Raw genomic sequence first — 22,199 nt, 5'->3', positions numbered from 1 at the left:
TTACCCGATTACATCGCGCAGCCGCCAGCGCGACGAATCGGTCACGCGTTATCCGCGCTCAGTTCGTCGCGCACCTGCCTGGCAATTTCAAACGAACGCAGTCGCGCTGCGTGATCGTAGATCTGCGCGGTCAGCATCAATTCGTCGGCGCCGGTCTGCTCGATGATCGACTTCAGCTGCTCGCGCACCGTGTCGCGATCGCCGATCACCGAATACGCGAGCGAATGCGCGACGCTCGCCAGTTCGAACTCCGACGCTTCGACGCGCTCGACCGGCGGCTGCAACTGTCCCGGCGTGCCGCGTCGCAGGTTGATGAACTGCTGCTGCAGCGACGTGAAGAGCCGTCGTGCGGCGTCGTTGGTATCGGCAGCGAACAGATTGACGCCGACCATCGCATACGGCCGCTCGAGCGCCGCCGATGGCCGGAACTGCGCGCGGTACAGCTTCAGCGCGGTCAGCATGTGATCTGGCGCGAAGTGCGACGCGAACGCGAACGGCAGACCGAGCGCCGCGGCAAGCTGCGCACTGAACAGGCTCGACCCAAGCAGCCACAGCGGCACGTTCAGACCCGCGCCAGGCACCGCGCGCACGCGCTGGCCGGCGACCGGCTCCGCGAAGTAGCGCTGCAATTCGACGACGTCGTCCGGGAACGAGTCCGCGCTGCCTTGCAGATCGCGCCGCAACGCGCGCGCGGTGGTCTGGTCGGTGCCCGGCGCGCGGCCCAGACCCAGATCGATGCGGCCCGGGTACAGCGACGCGAGCGTGCCGAACTGCTCGGCGATCACCAGCGGTGCGTGATTGGGCAGCATCACGCCGCCGGAGCCGACGCGTATCGTCTGCGTGCCGCCTGCGACGTAGCCGATCACTACCGACGTCGCCGCGCTCGCGATACCGGTCATATTGTGATGTTCGGCGAGCCAGAAGCGCCGGTAGCCCCAGCGCTCCGCATGCTGCGCGAGATCGAGCGTGTTGTGGAACGCGTGCGTGGCGGTCGAGCCGGCAGTGATCGGAGACAGGTCGAGAACGGAAAACGGAATCATGGCAATAGGGCGATAGGCGGTGGGCGGCGGCCCGACGAACGGCCGCGTCAGATGCGGGAATGAAGTACGTAAGCGCATGCCAGCGCGCGAGTCGGAACGCAAAGCGTCTTTCACTCCGGATGCAAACCGGTCGCCAAGCCAAATCGATCGCGATACGGAGCGCGCGTGGCAAGCATGCGCAGGCCAAAGCGGATTGTGCCAAAGCGCTTTCAATTCCGCTGACGGCGGCGATAAGCCCACAATCGCTTTAGGGTGTTGCAGCCGACGTCGCAAACAGCAGGTGTTGCAGGCTGACGTGGCTGACAACGGCTGGGGCAGCGGATGCGGCTGCCACGGCTGCCACAGTTGACACATGGCTGACACGAACGCCGCCGCGCTCGTGTGCCGCACGACAGCGTGTGAATTCGCACAGAAATGCGCCGGCCCCCGCGCTAGCCTGACACTGGCGCAGTCATCATGACCGCGGCCTTCCACGGACTTCGACGCCGGTCGGCCCAGCTCGTCACGCGTAGGTCGGCTACGCAGTGCACTCCCGGACGCAGCAGGCCGGCCGGCTCAGTCGGATGTTTGCCGAACGCGCGTCCAGCGAGCATGGCCGGCGTGCCGACCGCGCTGACAGAAACACGCACATCGAGACGAGCGCGGCAGCAATTTGTCAGCCGATTCGGTGTAAACGCGCTCTCGCGCGTTTCTTCGCGCGACGATAGATTGGCAACAACTGGCGAATGAGCGGAATTAGCATAGTCGAGGGGCCAAACGGCCGCGCATCATGTGCGGCCGATCAAAACGGTGGGCACACAACGGCCGTGGATGAAACGTCCACGGCCGTTGTTGTGCTACCTCTGCTACCTCAGCGGGTGGCGTGCAACATCGTCGAACATCGCGTCCGGACGCCCGCCATCGCGTCGCGGCCGACCTTTCTCTTCCTTACAGCCGCTTGCTTCCTGTTTCTGTTTTTACTTACCTGTGACAGGCGCTGCGCGGCGCACGTGCGGTATGCTGTGACGTCGTTGACTTCGTGACGTGTCTGTCACCGACCCTTATCCGATGGCCTTTCGCTACACATCGCGCTACACGTCGCTGATCGCGGCCATGCTTGGAGCGTCCATCGCGCTGACCGGCTGCGACGATCAACAAACCGGGCATGCCGTGCAAAAGCTGAAGGAATTCTTCAACTCGATCAAGCCGGACGTGCTGCTGCTCAAAGGGCTCACGCCCGGCGTGACGACCGAAGCGCAGATTCGCGAGCAGATGGGCAAGCCCGAAACCGAGCGTCACTTCACCGACGGCTCGAAGCGCCTCGAGTATCCGCGCGGCCCGGAAGGGCTCAACACCTATATGGTCGACATCGGCCCGGACGGCCGCTTGCTGGCGGTCACCCAGGTGCTGACCGCGGCGAACTTCGCGAAGATCCGCCCGGGCATGACCGAGGACGAAGTGCGGCGGTTGCTCGGTAAGCCCGGCGAAATCGCCGTCTATCGGCTCAAGCCGGAAACCGTCTGGAGCTGGAAGTGGCGCGAGGGCGGCGTGACCGGGGAAGGGTTCTTCAACGTGCACTTCGACGCGAATGACGTCGTCTACACGACGTCGCGTTCGGATGTGATACGCGGTCATTGACTCGCGTTTCGAGCCATAAACAAAGCAGAACACGGAAAGAGGATTGCAGTTGGTGCATCGGCGTCGTTACAAACGGATCGGTCTTGTGCTTGGCGGAGGCGCCGCGCGCGGTTGGGCGCATATCGGCGCGATTCGCGCGCTGCACGACGCGGGCATTAAACCGGACGTGGTCTGCGGCACGTCGATCGGCGCGCTGATCGGCGCGGTCTACGCAAACGGCGACCTCGACTGGCTCGAAGAGTGGGCGTCGCGTCTGACGTGGCAGTCGGTTGTGAGGCTGCTCGATCTGCGCTTCTCGGGCGGTTTGTTCGGCGGCAAGAAAGTGATCCAGGTGTTTGCCGAGCGCTTTAACGGTTGCAAGATCGCCGACCTGAAGATGCCGTTCGCGGCGGTCGCGACCGAACTCGATACCGGCCGTGAGACCTGTTTGCAGGAAGGCAGTGTGGTCGAAGCCGTGCGTGCATCGATTGCGATTCCCGGCATTTTCACGCCGGTGTGGCATGAAGGCGTGTGGCTGGTCGACGGTGGGCTCGCGAACCCGGTGCCGGTGTCGGTCGCGCGCGGAATGCGCGCGGACTGCGTGATTGCGGTCGATCTGAACAACGACATACTGAATGGCCGCGATTTCGGCGCGATGCTTCAGATGCCGGGCTCCGCCGTGCCGCGGATGAACGTGCCGGCGAGCGCGCGTGAGCTTGCGGCCGGGGCTGCGCTGGGGTCCGCCACTGGGTCCGCGTTCGGACCCTCGCTTGAACCCTCGCTTGAACCCGCGCTTGAACCCTCGCTTGAGTCCGACCCCGCGCCTGCATTGAATCCCAACCCGCGCGCGGACCCGCTTGGCCCCCAGGCCGGCATGCTGACGCGCCACACCGCGCTCGCCGATCAGGCTGCGCCCGCCGTGCCACCCGCGCTGCGTCGCAACGGCAAGCCGTGGCCACGCTGGCTGCAGCCTGCACCGGGATTCGAAGACGCCGCGCGCGCGAGCGACGTGCGCGCGCCGCGCGCACCGGGCGCACGCGTGCCGTCGATGCTGAGCGCGATCGCGCAGAGCATCGACATCATGCAGGTACGGATCACGCGCAGCCGCCTTGCGGGCGAACCCGCCGACGTGCTGATCCAGCCGCGCCTGGGCGGGCTCGGCATCTTCGACTTTCATCGCGCGGAGCCGGCGATTGCGGAAGGGCGCGCGGCCGTCGAGGCGATGCTGCCCGCGATTCGCGCGCTGCTCGACGCGTAAGCGCGGAACCGGCGGCTCGCCGCACCCAAACCTGCGCACCTGATGCACCGGAGCCTCGCCGGTCTATCGAAAAAGCGACTCCAAACTTGCGAATTCGCCGCGCACCGCGGCCACACGCAGCCGCCCGGCGCGCATCGCGCGCGCCCATGCATCCGGGCATTGCGCGCGGTCGGCCACCCGTTGCCGTGCATGCTGCGCCGCAATACCGCATCGGTTATCGGATTGAGCTAATTTTTTTCGCCTGCCAGACTGCGCGCCATTCACGATCAACCGACAGGAGGCGCGCATGGTTCTATACGGTTATGGCCCGCTGCTCGTGGACGGTACGGTGCGGACCATCGAGCTGTCGGTGCTGTCGCTGGCGGCTTCGGTCGTGCTGGGTCTGGTCGGCGCGGCGGCGAAACTATCGGCGAACGGCGTGCTGCGCAGACTGGCGACCGCCTACACGACGCTGATCCGCGGCGTGCCCGACCTCGTGCTGATGCTGCTGCTTTTCTACAGCATCCAGATCGCGGTCAACAACCTGACCGACGCATTGGACTGGCCGCAATTCGACATCGATCCGTTCGTCGCCGGCGTGCTAACGCTCGGCTTCATTTATGGCGCGTACTTCACGGAGACGTTTCGCGGCGCGTTTCTCGCGGTGCCGCGCGGCCAGCTCGAAGCAGGCAGCGCGTACGGCATGAACGGGATGCGCGTCTTCACGCGGATCATGTTTCCGCAGATGATGCGCTTCGCACTGCCGGGTATCGGCAACAACTGGCAGGTGCTCGTGAAGGCGACCGCCCTGGTGTCGATCATCGGCCTCGCGGATGTCGTGAAAGCCGCGCAGGACGCGGGCAAGAGCACGTTCAACATGTTCTTCTTCATACTCGTCGCGGCGCTGATCTATCTGGCGATTACGACGGTGTCCAACCTCGTGCTGATCGCGCTCGAACGCCGCTATTCGATCGGTGTGCGGCACGCGGAACTGTGAGGCGCGCATGATCGACATCCTGAACCAGTATTGGCGCGCGTTTCTTTTCTGGGACGGCCACCGGCTGTCCGGCCTCGCGGTCACGCTGTGGCTGCTGGTCGCATCGATCGGCATCGGCTTTGTCGCGTCCGTGCCGCTCGCGGTTGCGCGCGTGTCGAAGCGCCGCTGGCTGTCGACGCCGGTGCGCATCTACACCTATGTGTTTCGCGGCACGCCGCTGTACGTGCAACTGCTGCTGATCTACACCGGTCTGTACAGCCTCGAGTTCGTTCGCTCGCACGCGATGCTCGACACGTTCTTCCGCAGCGGTTTTCATTGTGCGATTCTCGCGTTTGCGCTGAACACCTGTGCGTACACCACCGAGATCTTCGCCGGCGCGATCCGCTCGACGTCGCACGGCGAAGTGGAAGCGGCGCGCGCGTACGGGATGAGCGGCTTCACGCTGTATCGCCGGGTTGTGCTACCTTCCGCGCTGCGCCGCGCCTTGCCTTTGTACAGCAACGAGGTGATCCTGATGCTGCACGCGACCACGGTCGCGTTTACAGCGACCGTGCCGGATATCCTGAAGGTCGCGCGCGACGCGAATTCGGCCACCTATCGTTCGTTCGAATCGTTCGGTGTCGCGGCGCTGATTTATCTTGCGGTATCGTTCGCGCTGGTAGCCGCGTTCCGGCGCGCCGAGCAGCACTGGCTTGCGCATCTCGCGGTGCGGCGTCATTGACCACGCGGTCCGACCGTCCCTTTTTGCATCGGAGAATATCTTGCTCCATAAAGCTCCCGCTGAAGCCTGCAAGCTCGCCGTGCAGGATATCCACAAGCGCTATGGCGACAACGAAGTGCTGAAGGGCGTGTCGATGAACGCGCAGAAGGGCGATGTGATCAGCATCATCGGCGCCAGCGGCTCGGGCAAGAGCACGTTCCTGCGCTGCATCAACTTTCTCGAGCGGCCGAACGCCGGGCAGATCATCGTCGACGGCGAGGCGGTACGCACCAAAGCCGACCGGTACGGCAACTTCGAAGTCGCGGACCACAAGCAGTTGCAGCGCATTCGCACTAAGCTCGCGATGGTGTTCCAGCACTTCAACCTGTGGGCGCATATGACCGTGCTTGAAAACGTGGTCGAAGCGCCGATTCACGTGCTCGGCCTGTCGCGCCGCGACGCGGAAGAGCGCGCGCGCACGTATCTGGAGAAGGTGGGTCTCGCGCCGCGGCTGGAAAAGCAGTATCCGTCGCACCTGTCCGGCGGACAGCAACAGCGTGTGGCGATTGCGCGCGCGCTGGCGATGAACCCGGACGTGATGCTGTTCGACGAACCGACCTCCGCGCTCGACCCGGAACTGGTCGGCGAAGTGCTGAAAGTGATGCAGAAGCTCGCCGAGGAAGGCCGCACGATGATCGTCGTCACGCACGAGATGGGCTTTGCGCGCAATGTGTCGAATCACGTGATGTTCCTGCATCAAGGCCGCACCGAAGAGGAAGGGCCGCCGGTCGAAGTGCTCGGCTCGCCGAAGAGCGAGCGGCTCAAGCAGTTTCTGTCGGGCAGTCTGAAGTAGCGCGGGATCGCTACACTTCGAGCCCGATCTGCCGCATTTGTCCAACTCCATGTCCAAAGACGCGCGTTCGCCGGCAGGTCCCGCTCGCACGCTGCAAGTCGCGATTGTCGCGTTGCCGCCGGTGTCGATGTCGGGAGTCGGGCCGATCATCGATGCGCTGAACCTCGCGAATGAAATCGACGGTCGTGCGCTGTACCGCTGGCAGGTCTGCTCGTGGGACGGGCGGCCCGTGCCGCTGTCCGGCGGCGCGCAATGGCCCGCCGATGCCGCGTTCAGCGACGCGATCGTGTGCGACTGGCTGATCGTGATCAGCGAGCGGTTCCAGCAGTTTGCCGACTATCGGCTGTTTCTCGCGAGCCTCGCGCGGGTTGGGCAGCGTACGCCGCTTGTGACCGGCATTCATCACGGCGTCTGGTGGCTCGCGATGGCGGGGCAGTTGTCCGGTTATCGCGTCAGCGTGAACTGGGAGACTTATCAGCAGTTCACCGAGCAGTTCGAGCGCTCGATCGTCACGCAGCAGATCTTCGAGATCGATCGCGATCGCGCGACCTGCGCGGGCGGCCAGGCGAGCGTCGATTTCATGCTCGCGATGATCGGCCGCGACCATGGGCAGGAGCTGGCCGAACGGATCGCCGACACGCTTGGCGTCGGCACGCTGCGCGCGGGCGTCGAGCGGCAGCGCATTCCGTTCGTGACCGCGCCGGGCGAACGGCATCCGCGCCTGAACGACGCGTTGCTGCTAATGGAGGCGAATATCGAGGATCCGCTGACCACCGATGAGATCGCAGGCCTCGTCGGCGTGTCGCGACGGCAACTCGAGCGATTGTTTCGCCAGTATCTGGGCGCGATGCCATCCAGGTACTATCTGGGGCTGCGACTCGCCAAGGCGCGCACGCAGTTGCAGCGGACCAGCAAGTCGGTGGTGCAGATCAGCCTCGCGTGCGGGTTTTCATCCGCTGCGCATTTCTCCAACGCGTACCGCGAGCGTTTCGATGTGACGCCGCGCGAAGACCGCCGTAACTGGCTCGAAAAGCAGCAGCGCGCGGGCGCGCGGCCGGACGAGCCGCGCCCGGCCGCGCTGATCGAGCCGCCGGAGCGCGACGGACGATAGTTTGCGTCGTTCGATAGTCCGATGGTCCGGCGAGCGGGCGCTACGTGGCTACCGTGCCGTGCCGCCGCGTCGGCATACAGGCGCACAGGCGCCACCGCGCCACCGCGCCACCGCGCCACCGCGCCACCGCGCCACCGCGCCACCGCGCCACCGCGCCATTGCGCGCGACTCCGACAGATCACGTCGCGTATGCGCAAGACGGCGCGCTCAGGGTTTTCTACACTACTGCCAATACCACCAGGAGCCGCCACGAGGATTCGCCATGAACGACCAGCATGTGACCCGCCAGACTTTCGATGAAGTGATGGTGCCGGTGTTCTCGCCCGCATCGTTCGTGCCGGACCGCGGCCAGGGTTCCCACGTATGGGACACGCAAGGGCGCGACTATATCGACTTTGCCGGCGGCATCGCCGTGACCGCGCTCGGCCACGCGCATCCGGAATTGCTGAAAGTGCTGCACGAGCAGGGCGCGAAGCTCTGGCACATCGGCAACGGCTACACGAACGAGCCGGTGTTGCGTCTCGCGAAGCGTCTCGAGGAACTGACCTTCGCCGATCGTGCATTCTTCGCGAACTCGGGTGCGGAGGCCAATGAAGCGGCGTTCAAGCTCGCGCGGCGTGTCGCGTTCGAACGGCACGGCGCGGACAAATATGAAATCGTGTCGTTCACGCAGTCATTCCATGGCCGCACGTTTTTCACGGTCAGCGTCGGCGGGCAGCCGAAATACTCGGAAGGCTTCGGACCGGTGCCGGCCGGCATCGTCCATCTGCCTTACAACGATATCGAAGCGGCACGCGAGGCGATCGGCCCGAAGACCTGCGCGGTCGTGGTCGAGCCGATCCAGGGCGAAGGCGGCGTGATCCCGGCCGATCCGGGATTCCTGCGCGCGTTGCGCGAAGCGTGCGATCAGCACGGCGCGCTGTTGATTTTCGATGAAGTGCAGACCGGTGTCGGCCGTACCGGCCATTTCTACGCGTATCAGGACACCGGCGTGACGCCGGATATCCTGACCAGCGCGAAATCGCTTGGCAATGGTTTTCCGATCGGCGCGATGCTGACCACCAACGAGCTGGCTGCGCACTTCAAGGTCGGCGTGCATGGCACCACGTATGGCGGCAATCCGCTTGCATCGGCGATCGCGCTCAAGGTCGTCGAACTGATCAGCGATCCGCAACTGCTGGCCGGCGTGCGCTCGCGCAGCGCCGAATTGCAGCAGCAGCTGGCGACGCTCAACCAGCGCTTCGGTATCTTCAGCGAGGTGCGCGGCAAGGGGCTGCTGATCGGCGCGGAACTGTCCGGCGTGTTCAAGGGGCGCGCGAAAGACTTCGTCACCGCGGCCGGCAAGCACGGTCTGATCATGCTGATGGCCGGGCCGGACGTGCTGCGCTTCGCACCGTCGCTGATCATTCCGCTCGACGATCTGCGCGACGGTGTCGCGCGGCTCGCGAAGGCGATCGAAGAAGTGGTTGGCGCGACCGCCGGAGCGCCGGCCCGCTAAATCGCGGTCGACGCTCGCACGCATGCCGCTATACGTCTTCACCGCTTTACGTTTAAACATCACGCACCAGCAACCTGTCCGGACCCTACTGGAACGACGATGCTCTTCGTACGCCCCGGTCGCCTCGCCGACCTCGATGCGCTGGAACAGATGGCGCGCACCGCGCAGCCAGTGTTGCATTCGCTGCCGCACGACCGGCGCGCGCTGGAGGCGCGCGTCGCTCTGTCGGAAGATTCGTTTCGCACGGACGCCGATTTTCCAGGCGAGGAGTTTTATCTGTTCGTGCTCGAAGACGGCGCAACCGGCACTTTGCTCGGTACCGCGAGCATCGTCGCGGCGGCCGGCTATTCCGAACCGTTCTATGTGTTTCGCAACGACGCGCTGATTCACGCATCGCGCGAGCTGCATGTGAACCGCAAGATCCACGCACTGACGATGTCGCATGAACTGACCGGCAAGAGCCGGCTCGCGGGTTTCTATATCGCGCCTGAATTGCGCGGCGCGGCGGCCGCGCATCTGCTGTCGCGCGCACGGATGATGTATGTCGCCGCGAACCGCAAGCGTTTTACGCCGGAGGTGTTTTCGCTGCTGCTTGGCGTGACTGACGATGCGGGTGTGTCGCCGTTCTGGGAAGCGGTGGGTCGCAAGTTCTTCGGGCGCAATTTCGCCGATATCGAAGTGCAATCGGGCGGACGCAGCAGTACGTTTATCGCGGAAGTGATGCCGAGTTATCCGATTTATGTGCCGCTCTTGCCGGAAGCGGCGCAGCGCGTGCTTGGCGAACCGGACGAGAAAGCGATGCTCGCGTACGAGATCCACCTCGAAGAAGGCTTCGAGACCGACCGCTATGTCGATATCTTCGATGCGGGGCCGGTGCTGACCGCGCAAGTCGATCGCAGCGCGTGTGTGACACGCAACGAAACCCGCACCGTGCGTGCAGCGAACGAAAATCTCACAAGCGCGCCCGCCGGTGACACGCGTGGCGCTGTCTATATGGTGGCAAGCAACCGCCCTGGCGAATTCCGTTGCGTGCTCGCCGATTTACCGCGCGCGTGCAGCGCCGGTGCGCCGTTGTCGGCAGCGGCGCGCGCCGCGCTCGATGTGCGCGATGGCGACCCGGTTCGCTGCGTGATCTTGCATCACGATCCGGACTTCGACGGCAGCCAACCAGCTTCGGAGGACGCGCAATGATCGTCGTGCGTGTCGTGCAGACGGACGACCTGGACGCGCTTGTCGCGCTGGCCCAGGAAACCGGTCCGGGCCTCACCTCGTTCAAGCCCGATCGCAATGCGCTCGCAGCGCGTATCGCGCGCTCGCGGCGCACGCTGGAAGACAACGCTTCGCCGCACGAGCAAGGCTACCTGTTCGTGATGGAAGACACGGCGAGCGGCGATGTGGCCGGCGTGTGCGGCATCGAAACCGCGGTCGGCCTCGATCAGCCGTTCTACAACTACCGCGTGAGCACGGTCGTGCATGCAAGCCAGGACCTCGGCATCTGGACGCTGATGCGCGCGCTGAACATTTCGCACGATCTGACCGGTTATGCGGAAGTGTGCTCATTGTTCCTGAGCCCGCGCTACCGGGCGGGCGGTGTCGGTGGCCTGTTGTCGCGCTCGCGTTTCATGTTTATTGCGCAATTCCGCGAGCGCTTCCCGCAGCGCGTCTGCGCGGAAATGCGCGGTCATTTCGATGCGCAAGGCTCGTCGCCGTTCTGGCGCGCGGTCGGCTCGCATTTCTACCAGATCGATTTCAACGCGGCCGACTATCTGAGTTCGCATGGCCGCAAGTCGTTCCTCGCGGAACTGATGCCGCGTTTTCCGGTGTACGTCGAGTTGTTGCCGCAGGAGGCGCAGGACTGTGTCGGCCTCACGCATAGCGATACATTACCTGCGCGCAAGATGCTCGAAGTAGAAGGGCTGCGGTATGAAAACCACGTCGATATCTTCGATGCGGGCCCGGTGCTCGAATGCCATATCGAGGATCTGCGTACGGTGCGTGAGAGCGTGGTCGTGCCGGTCGAGATCGGCACCGCGCGTACCGCACCGGATGCTCCGTCGAATGCATCAACCGACGCGCGGCCAGGCGCCCGTTCCGATGCACCGCGCTCGCTCGTGTCCAACACGTCGCTGCACGATTTCCGCGTCGGCATGGTAACGGGCGTGGTCGAGCATGGTGCGTTCCGCTTGACGCCGGAAGCAGCAGCGGCGCTGCGCGTCACAACAGGCGACCCGGTGCGCGTGATGCCGACCGCGCACGCGCCGAAACACAAACAGGGATGATCATGAGCGAGCTTTTTATCGATGGTGCGTGGACTACCGGCACCGGCCCCGCATTCGCATCGCGCAACCCCGGCACGAATGCGCTGGTATGGGAAGGCAACAGCGCATCCGCCGACGATGTCGAGCGCGCGGTGAAGAGTGCGCGCCGCGCGTTCGCGCATTGGTCGGCGACGCCGTTCGAGACGCGCTGCGCCATTGCGCGCCGCTTCGCCGCGCTGCTGACGGAGTGCAAGGAGGCGCTCGCCGCGGCGATCGGCCGCGAGACGGGCAAGCCGCTGTGGGAAGCGCGCACCGAAGTCGCGTCGATGGCGGCCAAAGTCGATATCTCGATTCAGGCTTATCACGAACGCACCGGCGAAAAGCGCACGGCGATCGCGGATGGCACCGCGGTGCTCAGGCATCGTCCGCATGGCGTGGTCGCGGTGTTCGGCCCGTATAACTTTCCCGGGCATCTGCCGAACGGGCATATCGTGCCGGCGCTGATCGCCGGCAATGCGGTTGTCTTCAAGCCGTCCGAACTGGCGCCGGCCGTTGCGCGCGCAACCGTCGAGATCTGGCACGAGGCGGGCCTGCCTGCGGGCGTATTGAACCTTGTGCAGGGCGAAAAAGACACCGGCGTCGCGCTCGCGAATCACCGGCAGATCGACGGCCTTTTTTTCACCGGCAGTTCCGATACCGGCACGCTGCTGCACAAGCAGTTCGGCGGCCGTCCGGAGATCGTGCTCGCGCTCGAAATGGGCGGCAACAATCCGCTCGTCGTCGCTGAAGTCGCCGATCTCGACGCCGCCGTGCATCACACGATCCAATCGGCGTTTCTGTCGGCCGGGCAGCGCTGCACCTGCGCGCGGCGTATCCTGGTGCCGGACAATGCGTTCGGCGAGCGCTTTATCGAGCGCTTCGTCGATGTCACGTCGCGCATCGCCATCGGCACATATGATGCGGACCCGCAACCGTATATGGGCGCGGTCATTACCGCACGCGCGGCATCGCGGCTCGTCCGTGCGCAGACGCATCTCGTCGATGCCGGCGCGCGCGTGCTGCTGAAAATGGCTCAGCGCGATCCCGAACTCGGTTTCGCCAGTCCCGCGATTCTCGATGTGACCGGGTTGCGGCATCTGCCGGACGAAGAGCATTTCGGCCCGCTCGCGCAAATCATCCGCTACGACACGTTCGACGACGCGATCGAACGCGCGAACGATACGGCGTACGGCCTCTGCGCGGGCCTGCTTGCCGACGACGAAACGCAATGGACGCATTTCCAGCGCGCAATTCGCGCCGGTATCGTCAACTGGAACCGGCCGACCAATGGCGCGTCGTCTGCCGCGCCGTTCGGCGGCACGGGCCGCTCCGGCAACAACCGGCCGAGCGCGTACTACGCGGCCGACTACTGCTCGTACCCGATGGCGTCGGTGGAAAGCGAGCACTTGCAAATGCCCGCGAACGTGTCGCCGGGTCTTCATTTTTAAGGATTGGACGATGCAAGCCACCGAAGCCAATTTCGACGGGCTGGTCGGCCCGACTCACAACTATGCCGGGCTGTCGTTCGGCAATGTCGCGTCGCTGTCCAATGAGAAGTCTGTCGCGAATCCGAAGGCGGCCGCGAAGCAGGGGCTGCGCAAGATGAAGCAGCTTGCCGACCTCGGCTTCCGTCAGGGTGTGCTGCCGCCGCAGGAGCGGCCGTCGCTGCGTCTGTTACGCGAGCTTGGGTTTTCGGGCGCGGACGCGAACCTGATAGCGAAGGTCGCGAAGGAGGCGCCGGAACTGCTCGCGGCGGCGAGTTCCGCATCGGCGATGTGGACCGCGAATGCGGCTACGGTCAGTCCGTCGGCCGATACCGAAGACGCACGCGTGCATTTCACGCCGGCGAATCTGTGCAGCAAGCTGCATCGCGCGATCGAGCACGAGTCGACGCGCCGCACGCTGCGCACGATCTTCGCCGATGAAAGCCGTTTCGCGGTGCACGAAGCGCTGCCCGGCACGCCGGCGCTCGGCGACGAAGGCGCGGCGAACCATACGCGTTTTTGCTCGGCGTACGGCGAGCGCGGCGTCGAGTTCTTCGTGTACGGCCGCAGCGAATACCGGCGCGGTCCGGAGCCGAAGCGCTATCCGGCGCGGCAGACCTTCGAAGCGAGCCGCGCGGTCGCGCAGCGGCACGGGCTCGCGGACGGTACGACCGTGTTTGCGCAGCAGAACCCGGACGTGATCGATGCAGGCGTGTTTCATAACGACGTGATCGCGGTCGGCAACGCGACGACGCTCTTTTGCCATCAGCTCGCGTTTGCTGGGCAAAGCGCGGTTTATGACGAATTGCGCGCGAAGCTCGCGGCGCGCAACGCGGCGTTCGATGTGATCGAAGTGCCGGATGCGCGGGTGAGCGTCGCCGACGCGGTGACGTCGTATCTGTTCAATAGCCAGCTGCTGATGCGCGCGGACGGCACGCAAGTGCTGGTCGTGCCGCAGGAGTGCCGTGAAAACGAACGCGTCGCGCAGTATCTCGACGATCTGGTGTCGGCGTCCGGGCCGATTGGCGAGGTGAAGGTGTTCGATTTGCGCGAAAGCATGAAGAACGGCGGCGGCCCGGCGTGTCTGCGGCTGCGCGTCGTATTGACCGACGCGGAGCGCGAAGCGGTCGCGCCCGGTGTATGGATTGACGACCGGCTGTTCGGCCTGCTCGATACGTGGATCGACACACACTATCGCGATCGGCTCGCGCCGGCCGATCTCGCGGACTCGCAGTTGTTGAACGAGTCGCGCACCGCGCTCGACGAACTGACGCAAATTCTGCGGATCGGCTCCCTGTACGATTTTCAACGCTGAAAACACGGCAGACGCGATGATGCTCGACGACTTTCTTGGCTTTACGCTGGCCGGCAAGCGGCCCGCTTTCGAACAACAGCAACAGGTGTGCGCGAACGGCGTGCGCTGGCGCTGGCTGGAAGACGGCGTGCTGCAATTCGAGCCGGCCGCGAGCGCGGAATCGGGCGTCGCGGCGAATCCGGCCGCGGACCCACGAACGTCAACGCACGCGCACGCACCGGTGCACAGCGTGCTCGCGTCCGCGGGCATTCATGGCGACGAAACCGCGCCGATCGAGTTGCTGTCGCTGCTGGTGCGCGATATCGGCGCCGGCCGCGCGCCGCTCGCGTGCCGCTTGCTGGTTGTGCTCGGCAATGTCGCGGCGATGCGCGCGGCGTGCCGCTATATCGACGACGATCTGAACCGCTTGTTCAGCGGCCGCCACGCTCAGTTGCCAGACAGCGCGGAAGCGCCGCGTGCCGCGGCGCTCGAGCGCGCGGCGGCGCAATTCTTCGCGAATACACCGCAACGGCGCGGCGCACGCTGGCATATCGACATGCATACGGCGATCCGCGCGTCGGTATTCGAGCGCTTCGCGCTGCTGCCGCATACCGGCGAACCGATGTCGCGTGCGATGTTCGAATGGCTGCGCGACGCGCGGATCGCGGCGGTGCTCGTGCATACGACGAAAGGCAGCACGTATTCGCACTTCACATCCGAAGCGTGCGGCGCCGATGCGTGCACGCTGGAACTCGGCAAGGTGCGTCCGTTCGGGCGCAACGATCTGACGCGTTTCGCCGGCGCCGATGCCGCGTTGCGCCGCCTGATTGCAGGCGAAGCGCTCAGCGTGTCCACGCCGTTGAGCGCTACCGATGCTTCGGTTCCACGTGTCTTCACGGTGATCGACCAGATCACCAAGCACAGCGACGCGTTCGAACTGCTGGTCGAGGCGGACGTGCCGAATTTCACCGCCTACGCACAGAACACCGTGCTCGCGCGCGACGGCGGTTATCGCTATACGGTCAGCCATCCGGAAGAGCGGATCGTGTTTCCGAACCCATCGGTCAAGCCGGGGCTGCGCGCGGGGCTGATGGTCGTCGAAACGACACAGCACGCGCTCGCATCGCTGCACTAAGCGAAGTTTCGTTGCGCACGCATAATTTCGCTGTCCGCGGAAGGCATGCGTGCGCTAAAATCCCCGGGCAAACAAATCCGGCTGCGCGCGCAACCGTTTGCGAATGCGCAGCGAATTTGCCGCGAAGCGCTGCAAATCGCCGGGTCCGCCGAAACTGCACCAATAAGATGAGAGCTCAAAGCGCCGCGCGCGCTTTGCAAAAGGGGAGCCGCATGACCACCACCGCAGTCCAGCAGGAAGGCCGGGCACATGGCCTTTCGGGTTTCACTGAGGCGACTTTGGGCGGCACCCCTGAAAACACGCATCACGTGTACTTTGCCCGCCAGCCGCTGTTGAACCGGGACGGCATGCTGTGCGGCTTCGAACTGAAAATCCAGCAGGTCACGGCTACCGCGCAAGCGAACGCGGATAGCGACGCATCGGACGCCGCGGACCGCGAATCTCCGGCCGGCGTCTCCGCGCAGGCGTGCATCGGCGCGCTGATCCGTGCACTGATGAGTTCCGACGTGCGTCTCGCGCTGACCGGTCATCGGGCTTACATCGATGCGACGCGCGAACTGCTGCTCGACGAAGCGGTGAAGACGTTGCCGCCCGAGCGCTTCATTTTCGAATTGCCGCCCGAGATCAATGTCGACGACGAACTGATCGCGCGCATCATCGCGCTGCATGGCCGGCGCTTTCGCTTCGTGATCGATCACGTGACACAGGTCGACGACCGTTTTGCGCGCTTGCTGCCGTACGCGGAGACCGTCAAGATCGATTTGCGGCGCACGCCGCCCGCTTTGTTGCCGAAGCTTGCGAGCGTGTTGAAATCGGCGGGCAAGATGCTGACCGCGCTCGGCACGGACACGCATGAAGAATTCGAAACCGCGTTCAATCTGGGCTTCGACCGGTTTCAGGGTTACTTCTTCGCTCGCCCGCACACCGGCGAGACCGCGCGCCGCGTGAGCGCGCCACGCCATGCGCTGCTGAACCTGCTGCAACTGCTTGCCGGTGAGCCGACGGTTGCGCAACTCGAAGCGGAACTGAAGCTGAACCCGGTGCTGGTGATGCACCTGATGCGGCTTGCCAATGCGAGCGGCCTCGCGCTGGGCTTGCGCGTCACGACGCTGCGCGATGCGATTAATGCGACCGGTACCGACAAGATCGCGCGCTGGACGCAATTGCTGCTGTATGCGGATGGCCGCAAGGTTGCGCTTGAAGACGATCCGCTGCTGCAACTGGCTGCCACGCGCGCGCGCTTTATGGAACTCGCCGTCGCGCGCTTGCCGGATGCCGGACGCGATGAAGCCGATGCGGCGTTTCTGACGGGTGTGTTTTCGTTGGTCGACGCGGTGTTCGGCGGTTCGCTCGAAAACACGCTGAATGTGCTGATGCTGACGCGGCCGATTCGCGATGCGATCGAGCGCCATGAAGGCGCGCTCGGCATGCTGCTCACGCTGATCGAAGCGCTCGAGCGCGGCGCGTGGGACGTGGCCGACCAGACGTGCCAGGCGCTTGCGCCGTTGACGACCGCCGAAGCTGCGCAACTGGCGCTAACCGCGGCCGCGTGGGCGGGCATCGCCGAACATAGCGCGGATGCGGAAGGGCTTGAGCGGATCGAAGATTGACGAGAGGCCGTGCTCGCCGCGCACGCCGTGTTTGAGTGCGCGCGCGTTTCGTACGCTTCAGTTTCCGAACCGACACCCAGGTTTCGCGCGAAGCGTGTGCATCCCGTTCACGCGACCCCTATCAAAGCATCTCCAGTTCACCCACTGGCGCACGCGCGAAAAAACGCCGCAATTCCCGCGATAGCTCGTTTAACGCAGCCATTTCCTGCTGCGTGATCGGACGCAACTCTCCGGAATGCATCCAGTCGCCATACAGCAGCGCGACTGTCGACTGATTGTCGAGCATCACCGGCAGTAGCACAAAAGATCGCGCGTCGCCAAACGAACGTTTATACCAGTCGGGCAGGCGCGCGACCATCTTCGGGTCACGCGCGTTCTCGATGAAAATGCCGACCGAGTTGGCGATCGCCAGATGGAACACGTCCGGCTGGAACGCGCTCGCGAACGACAATTGCGGCATCACCGCATCGACCTTCGGGCCGAAGCCCATGCGCGCCTTGAACGTGCCGCTGTTCTGTCGCACGAACACGACCGTGCGGTCAAAACCCAGCCCGGCGAGCACGGTTTCGGACGCCAACGTTAGCGCAGGCGCAAGCGCGTTATCCGACGGCAGCGCGCGCAAATCTTCGACACCCGCGCGAATCCGCTCCTCCGGCACCAGCGGTTCGCGTGCGATCGCGTCGGCGCTCGCGCGCAGCTCGTTGATCTCGCGCATCACACCGTCGCCGGCTTCCTCGCGCGCGAGCGCGATGCTCATCTCGATCAGCACGTCCGCGTCGGTGTTCAGTGGCCGGCTATAGCGTTGCGCAAGCTCCGCGATGCGCGCGTCGCGTACCGCGACCGGTAGGTCGGGCGCGGTCAGCAGGTTCGCGACGTCGGTCGAGAAGTTGGTGACCGCGCGCATCCATTGCGATTGACGCGAATCGTCGTCGCGCGCCGGATCGTAAGCGGTCATCCCGGTGCGAATGATTTCCGGCAACCGCCAGCGCACCGCGGCCTCGATGCCGATCTCTTCGTACGAGACGCCGAGCACGCTCACGCACGCGTCCTTCTCGGCAATGCCCGCATCGAGCTGGCGGCGAATCTGGTCCCATTCGGTATCCAGATAGAACACCACGAGCAGCTTGCCGACCTGGCGCATCAGCGTGCAGACCACCGCCTCTTCGCCGGCGCGCAGATCGCCGCGTTCGGTCAGCTTGCGCGCGACACAGCCCGACAGCATCGTGCGATTCAGTTCGAGCTTCGCATCGATACGGCGCGGCACGCTGTGATGGAAGTGATCGACGATCTGCAGGCCGACCACCAGATGGCCGACTGCGTCCATGCCGAGCACCATCAGCGCGCGCGAGACCGTCGTGATGTTGCCGCCGAACGCCATATACATCGCCGAGTTCGCGAGGCGCAGCACCTTGTGCGTCAACGCGAAGTCGGACAGCACGACTTGCACGAGCGACGTGAAGTCGAGTTCGTCGTTCTTGACCGCGGCCATCGTCGTGCGCAGCGATTGCGACAGCATCGGAAAATCGCCGCGTTCGCTCATCCTGCCCCAGAGCCTGTCGAGCAGCGCCGCCTTTAACATGTGAGTCCCGCAAAAGCCATACGTGTTCCAGTGAGTAGCCAGCCGCGCACTTCGTGCCGGCCGCCGGTGCCGCGCGCCACGCGCGTCATGCCTCGTCGTGCAGATAAAGCGAGCGCGACTCGAAGCGCTGCGCGAGTTCTTCGGACGGCAGCGCCTTGCAGACGAGCCACCCCTGAATATGATCGCATCCCATCTGGGTCAGCAATGCACGTTGCGCTTCCGTTTCGACGCCTTCGGCAACCAGTTCGAGATCGAGTGTCTGCGCGAGGCCGACCACCGCGCTGACGATTGCCTGATCGTTGCGGGAGGTTAGCAGATTCTCGACAAAACTCCGGTCGATTTTCAGCTTCGCAAGCGGGAAACGTTGTAGATACGCGAGACTCGAGTAGCCGGTGCCGAAGTCGTCGACAGCGAACCGAATGCCGATGGCAGTTAATTCGGCCAGCAGCGCGGTGGCATGCGCGGGATCGTGCATCAGCAGCGTCTCGGTGATCTCGAACACGAGGCGGCGCGGATCGATGCCGGTCAGTGCGATCGCTTCGCGCACGTTATCGGTGAAGCGCGGGTCGCGGAACTGCTGCGGCGACACGTTGACCGCCACGTATTGCAGCTTGATGCCTTTCTCGTCCCATTGAATCAGCTGCATGCACGCGGCTTTCAGCACCCAGTTGCCCAGATAGTTGATCAGGCCGACCGACTCCGCGAGCGGGATGAACATCGACGGCGGCACCAGACCATGCAGCGGATGATGCCAGCGGATCAGCGCTTCGACGCCGACCACGCCGCGCGACTGGCTGCTCGTGATCGGCTGGAAATGCAGCGAGAACTCGCCGTTGCGCACGCCGTCGTACAGGTCCGATTCGAGCTTCAGGCGCTCGGCGTCGGCCGGGCTGTCGTCGGGCACGTAGAACGCGAGGGTATTGCCGCCGGCGGCCTTCGCACGCAACAGCGCATGGTCGGCCCAGCGCAGCAGCTGGCTGTCGCGCGAGGTCGCGTCATTCGAGTGCTGCACGTCCGGATAAAGCGCGATGCCGATGCTGGCCGATAGATGTACGGGTTGGCGGTTGTACGTGTACGGCTGCTGGATCGCGGTCAACAGCCGCCGCGCGAGCGCTTCGGCGGCGATCGCGGCATCGGTGCGCGACGCGGCGGGCGGCAGCAGGATCGCGAACTCGTCGCTCGCGACGCGGGCGACCACTTCGCCTTGCGTCGTCATGTTCGACAGGCGCCGCGCGGTATCGCGCAGCATTTCGTCGCCGGCGTCGTAACCTAGCGCGCGGTTCACGCGTTGGTAATCGTCGAGGTCCAGTAGCAGCAGCGCGGCCGGCGTATTGTTCGCGTCGGCGTGCAATTGCGCTTCGCGAAGCGCATCGACGAGGGCCGGCACGTTCGCGATGCCGGTCAGGTGGTCGGTGTGCAGCGCGCGCTTGAGGCTTGCTTCATTCGCGCGCCATGCGGACACGTCGAAGCCGGCAATCGCATAGCCTTCGATGCCGTCGTGACTGTTGCGCACGACGCGCAATTCGACGGCGACCGGGTAGGTCAGCGACTTGACCAGATCGAGCGAGACCTTTTCGACCGCGCCGCTCGCTTCCGCGCGCGTTAGCACCGCTTCGAGACGGGTCGCATCGGCGGGCGCGACCAGGTCGTGCAGCGTGACGGTTTCCAGGTACTCGCGGTGATAACCGATAAAGCGCAGGCTGGCGTCGGTCACATACAGGAAGCGCAAGTCTCTGTCGACATGCGCGAGGAAGTCGACGGCGCCCACGGTCTGCTCGAGACCAAGGGCCGCCACGCCGGCGCCTGCCGCTTGCGCCTGCGCGCCGCGCGGGGTGCGTGCCGCACGCAGGCGTTCGAACGCCGTGCGCAGCCAGCCCCGTCGAGGTGCGGTGTTCCTGTTCGCTTCCATGTAAGTTGCTGAAAATCCTGTTTCGTCGCATGCGAAGCAGAGCCTGCATGCCGGTTACCGCATCCAGCCGGGAGATGGGAAGACGTCCATCAGAGCAACATAACGGCTGATGCGGGAAAATCTTTAGCCTACGTTCAAAAAAATCATCGCGCAGGCATGATTGATCGCAACCGCACTGCGTCGCCGTGGCGTTTTTCGACCTTTTCACCCCGCGCGCTTGCGTATTTTGCCAGGCTCGCTGCATCACACCCAAGGTTTCACTAAAGTACCGCCCGCCAGGTTCCGTTAAACCGGATGTTCGTGGGGCGGTTCGGTTTTGGTACGATGCGCGGCGGTCAGTGGGACCGTTTCCATCACTGGCCTGCACGATAGCTGTTTTTTGAACCCACGCCGCCACGAATCCATGTCAGAACCGTTCGACGATAGAGACCTTCTTGGGACCGAGAGAGGCGCCCATACCGGCACCGACAGGGCGACTGCCCGGCTCGGGCAGTCGCCCGTGTCCACGCCGCTCGCCGGCGTTGCGTCGGACGGCCTGGGCCATCCCGGCCTGGGCCATGGCGGTCTGGCCCACCATGGCCATCATGCGCAGGCCGGCTCGCGTGGCGCGCACCAGTTCGTCTATCTGGGCCGCCAGCCGATCCTCGACCGCAGCGGCGCGCTCAACGCGTATGAGTTGCTGTTTCGCGACAGTGCGCAGAACCACGCGCGCGTGTCCGACGACGCACAGGCGACCGCGCAGGTCGTCGCGCGCACGATCGGCGCGATCGGCGTGCCGGCCGTGCTTGGCCAGCATCGCGGCTATATCAACATCGGCCGGCGGTTGCTGTTCGACGACATCGTGCATCTGATGTCGCCGCAGCGCTTCGTGCTGGAGATTCTCGAGACGGTGACCGTCGATGCAAGGCTGCTCGCGCGGCTGGCCGAGTTGCGCCGGGCTGGCTTCCGGATTGCGCTCGACGACGTGTGGGAACTGTCCGAAAGCCTGTATGCGATGCTGCCGTACGCCGATATCGTCAAGGTCGACTTTCTGCTGGCCGAGCGCAGTTCGCTGAAGACGCTGACCGCGACGCTGCGTGGCCATGGCAAAACACTGATCGCCGAAAAAGTCGAAACACGAGAGGACTTTCTGCAGGCACGCGATCTCGGCTTCGATCTGTTCCAGGGCTACTTCTTCGCGCGGCCGCAGGTGCTGGCCGCGCACCGTAGCCGCTCATCGAGCACGGCGCTGTTGCGGCTGCTCGCGTTGCTGTCGCGCGATGCGGGGCTGTTCGAGCTCGAGGCGGAGTTGAAGCGCCATCCGAACGTCGTCGTGCAGTTGCTGCGTCTGGTCAATTCGAGTGCATTCGGGTTGGGGCGGCATATCGCTTCGCTGCGTGAAGCGATTATCGCAACCGGCACGCGGCAGATCGCGCGGTGGGCGCAGTTGCTGCTGTATGCGGGCGGCGGTGAGTTGCCGTGGAGCTCCGATCCTCTTGTGCAACTGGCCGGCACGCGTTCGCGTTTCATGGAACTGGCCGCGCGCCTGCTGCGGCCCGGCGACGAGGAATTCGCCGATGCGGCATTCATGACCGGCATCTTTTCGCTCGTGCATGTGGTGGTCGATGCGACACCTGCGAAGGCGCTCGACAAACTCGGGTTGTCGCCGCTGATCCGCAACGCGATCGTCGAGCGCGACGGCGAGATGGGCGCGCTGTTGCGCGTCGCCGAAGCAGCCGGGCAGGGCGCCGATACCGAGGCGATCCTGCAAGCGGAGACGTTCGCGCATTTTTCCGTATTGACGCCGTCGGTGATCGCCGAACTGAATCTGTCGGCTGCCGCTTGGTTCGGCGCGCATGCGGGCGGCAACTGAGCGTCGC

The 22,199-nt window shown here is 64.8% G+C and carries 17 protein-coding genes; 14 read left to right on the top strand and 3 right to left on the bottom strand.

Going from position 1 to position 22,199, the window contains the following annotated elements:
* Nucleotides 1-41 precede the first annotated feature (41 nt).
* Nucleotides 42-1,040 (bottom strand): LLM class flavin-dependent oxidoreductase, encoded by a 999-nt coding sequence (locus BX592_RS23360; RefSeq protein WP_134195030.1) that lies wholly within the window; start codon nt 1,038-1,040, stop codon nt 42-44.
* Between the two features lie 1,047 nt (nt 1,041-2,087).
* Here BX592_RS23360 and BX592_RS23355 point away from each other — a divergent pair.
* The 13 genes from BX592_RS23355 to BX592_RS23295 all read left to right on the top strand — a co-directional run bounded on the left by BX592_RS23355 (nt 2,088) and on the right by BX592_RS23295 (nt 16,852).
* Complete coding sequence (locus BX592_RS23355) at nt 2,088-2,657, top strand: hypothetical protein (RefSeq protein ID WP_134195028.1); 570 nt, start codon at nt 2,088-2,090, stop codon at nt 2,655-2,657.
* A 49-nt stretch (nt 2,658-2,706) separates the two neighbouring features.
* Complete coding sequence (locus BX592_RS23350) at nt 2,707-3,894, top strand: patatin-like phospholipase family protein (protein WP_134195026.1); 1,188 nt, start codon at nt 2,707-2,709, stop codon at nt 3,892-3,894.
* A 286-nt stretch (nt 3,895-4,180) separates the two neighbouring features.
* The gene (locus BX592_RS23345; RefSeq protein ID WP_134194994.1) at nt 4,181-4,870 is read left to right on the top strand and encodes an ABC transporter permease; all 690 of its coding nucleotides are present in this window, start codon (nt 4,181-4,183) and stop codon (nt 4,868-4,870) included.
* 7 nt (nt 4,871-4,877) lie between these two features.
* Nucleotides 4,878-5,591 (top strand): ABC transporter permease, encoded by a 714-nt coding sequence (locus tag BX592_RS23340; RefSeq protein ID WP_134194992.1) that lies wholly within the window; start codon nt 4,878-4,880, stop codon nt 5,589-5,591.
* 40 nt (nt 5,592-5,631) lie between these two features.
* Entirely contained in the window at nt 5,632-6,423 is a 792-nt protein-coding gene (locus tag BX592_RS23335; protein WP_166676439.1) for an ABC transporter ATP-binding protein, read from the top strand.
* 49 nt (nt 6,424-6,472) lie between these two features.
* Nucleotides 6,473-7,534: a GlxA family transcriptional regulator gene (locus BX592_RS23330; protein WP_134194990.1), complete on the top strand. Its 1,062-nt coding sequence runs from the start codon at nt 6,473-6,475 to the stop codon at nt 7,532-7,534.
* A 262-nt stretch (nt 7,535-7,796) separates the two neighbouring features.
* Nucleotides 7,797-9,032, top strand: a complete 1,236-nt coding sequence (locus BX592_RS23325; protein ID WP_134194988.1) for an aspartate aminotransferase family protein — start codon at nt 7,797-7,799, stop codon at nt 9,030-9,032.
* Between the two features lie 99 nt (nt 9,033-9,131).
* Complete coding sequence (gene aruF, locus BX592_RS23320) at nt 9,132-10,223, top strand: arginine/ornithine succinyltransferase subunit alpha (protein WP_134194985.1); 1,092 nt, start codon at nt 9,132-9,134, stop codon at nt 10,221-10,223.
* The gene (gene astA, locus BX592_RS23315; RefSeq protein WP_134194984.1) at nt 10,220-11,311 is read left to right on the top strand and encodes an arginine N-succinyltransferase; all 1,092 of its coding nucleotides are present in this window, start codon (nt 10,220-10,222) and stop codon (nt 11,309-11,311) included. The genes aruF and astA overlap by 4 nt, the downstream gene beginning before the upstream one ends.
* Before the next feature lie 2 nt (nt 11,312-11,313).
* Entirely contained in the window at nt 11,314-12,777 is a 1,464-nt protein-coding gene (astD, locus tag BX592_RS23310; protein ID WP_134194982.1) for a succinylglutamate-semialdehyde dehydrogenase, read from the top strand.
* Nucleotides 12,778-12,787: 10 nt separating this feature from the next.
* A complete protein-coding gene (astB, locus tag BX592_RS23305) occupies nt 12,788-14,128 on the top strand; it encodes an N-succinylarginine dihydrolase (protein ID WP_134194980.1) in 1,341 nt (446 codons plus the stop codon).
* A 19-nt stretch (nt 14,129-14,147) separates the two neighbouring features.
* Nucleotides 14,148-15,242 carry a succinylglutamate desuccinylase gene (astE, locus tag BX592_RS23300; protein ID WP_134195022.1) on the top strand — a complete coding sequence of 365 codons (1,095 nt, stop codon included), beginning with the start codon at nt 14,148-14,150 and terminating at the stop codon, nt 15,240-15,242.
* A gap of 212 nt (nt 15,243-15,454) precedes the next feature.
* A complete protein-coding gene (locus tag BX592_RS23295; protein ID WP_134194978.1) occupies nt 15,455-16,852 on the top strand; it encodes an EAL and HDOD domain-containing protein in 1,398 nt (465 codons plus the stop codon).
* A 121-nt stretch (nt 16,853-16,973) separates the two neighbouring features.
* Here the strand turns inward: BX592_RS23295 and BX592_RS23290 are convergent, their stop codons facing one another.
* On the bottom strand, nt 16,974-18,431 hold the full coding sequence (locus BX592_RS23290) for an HDOD domain-containing protein (protein ID WP_134194976.1): 1,458 nt from the start codon (nt 18,429-18,431) through the stop codon (nt 16,974-16,976).
* Between the two features lie 85 nt (nt 18,432-18,516).
* Nucleotides 18,517-20,340: a putative bifunctional diguanylate cyclase/phosphodiesterase gene (locus BX592_RS23285; RefSeq protein ID WP_134194974.1), complete on the bottom strand. Its 1,824-nt coding sequence runs from the start codon at nt 20,338-20,340 to the stop codon at nt 18,517-18,519.
* Nucleotides 20,341-20,890: 550 nt separating this feature from the next.
* Here BX592_RS23285 and BX592_RS23280 point away from each other — a divergent pair.
* Complete coding sequence (locus BX592_RS23280) at nt 20,891-22,192, top strand: EAL and HDOD domain-containing protein (protein WP_377681532.1); 1,302 nt, start codon at nt 20,891-20,893, stop codon at nt 22,190-22,192.
* Nucleotides 22,193-22,199 lie beyond the last annotated feature (7 nt).

Source organism: Paraburkholderia rhizosphaerae, assembly GCF_004366595.1.
Taxonomy (GTDB): Bacteria; Pseudomonadota; Gammaproteobacteria; order Burkholderiales; family Burkholderiaceae; genus Paraburkholderia; species Paraburkholderia rhizosphaerae.
This window is presented reverse-complemented; position numbering and strand designations above follow the sequence as displayed.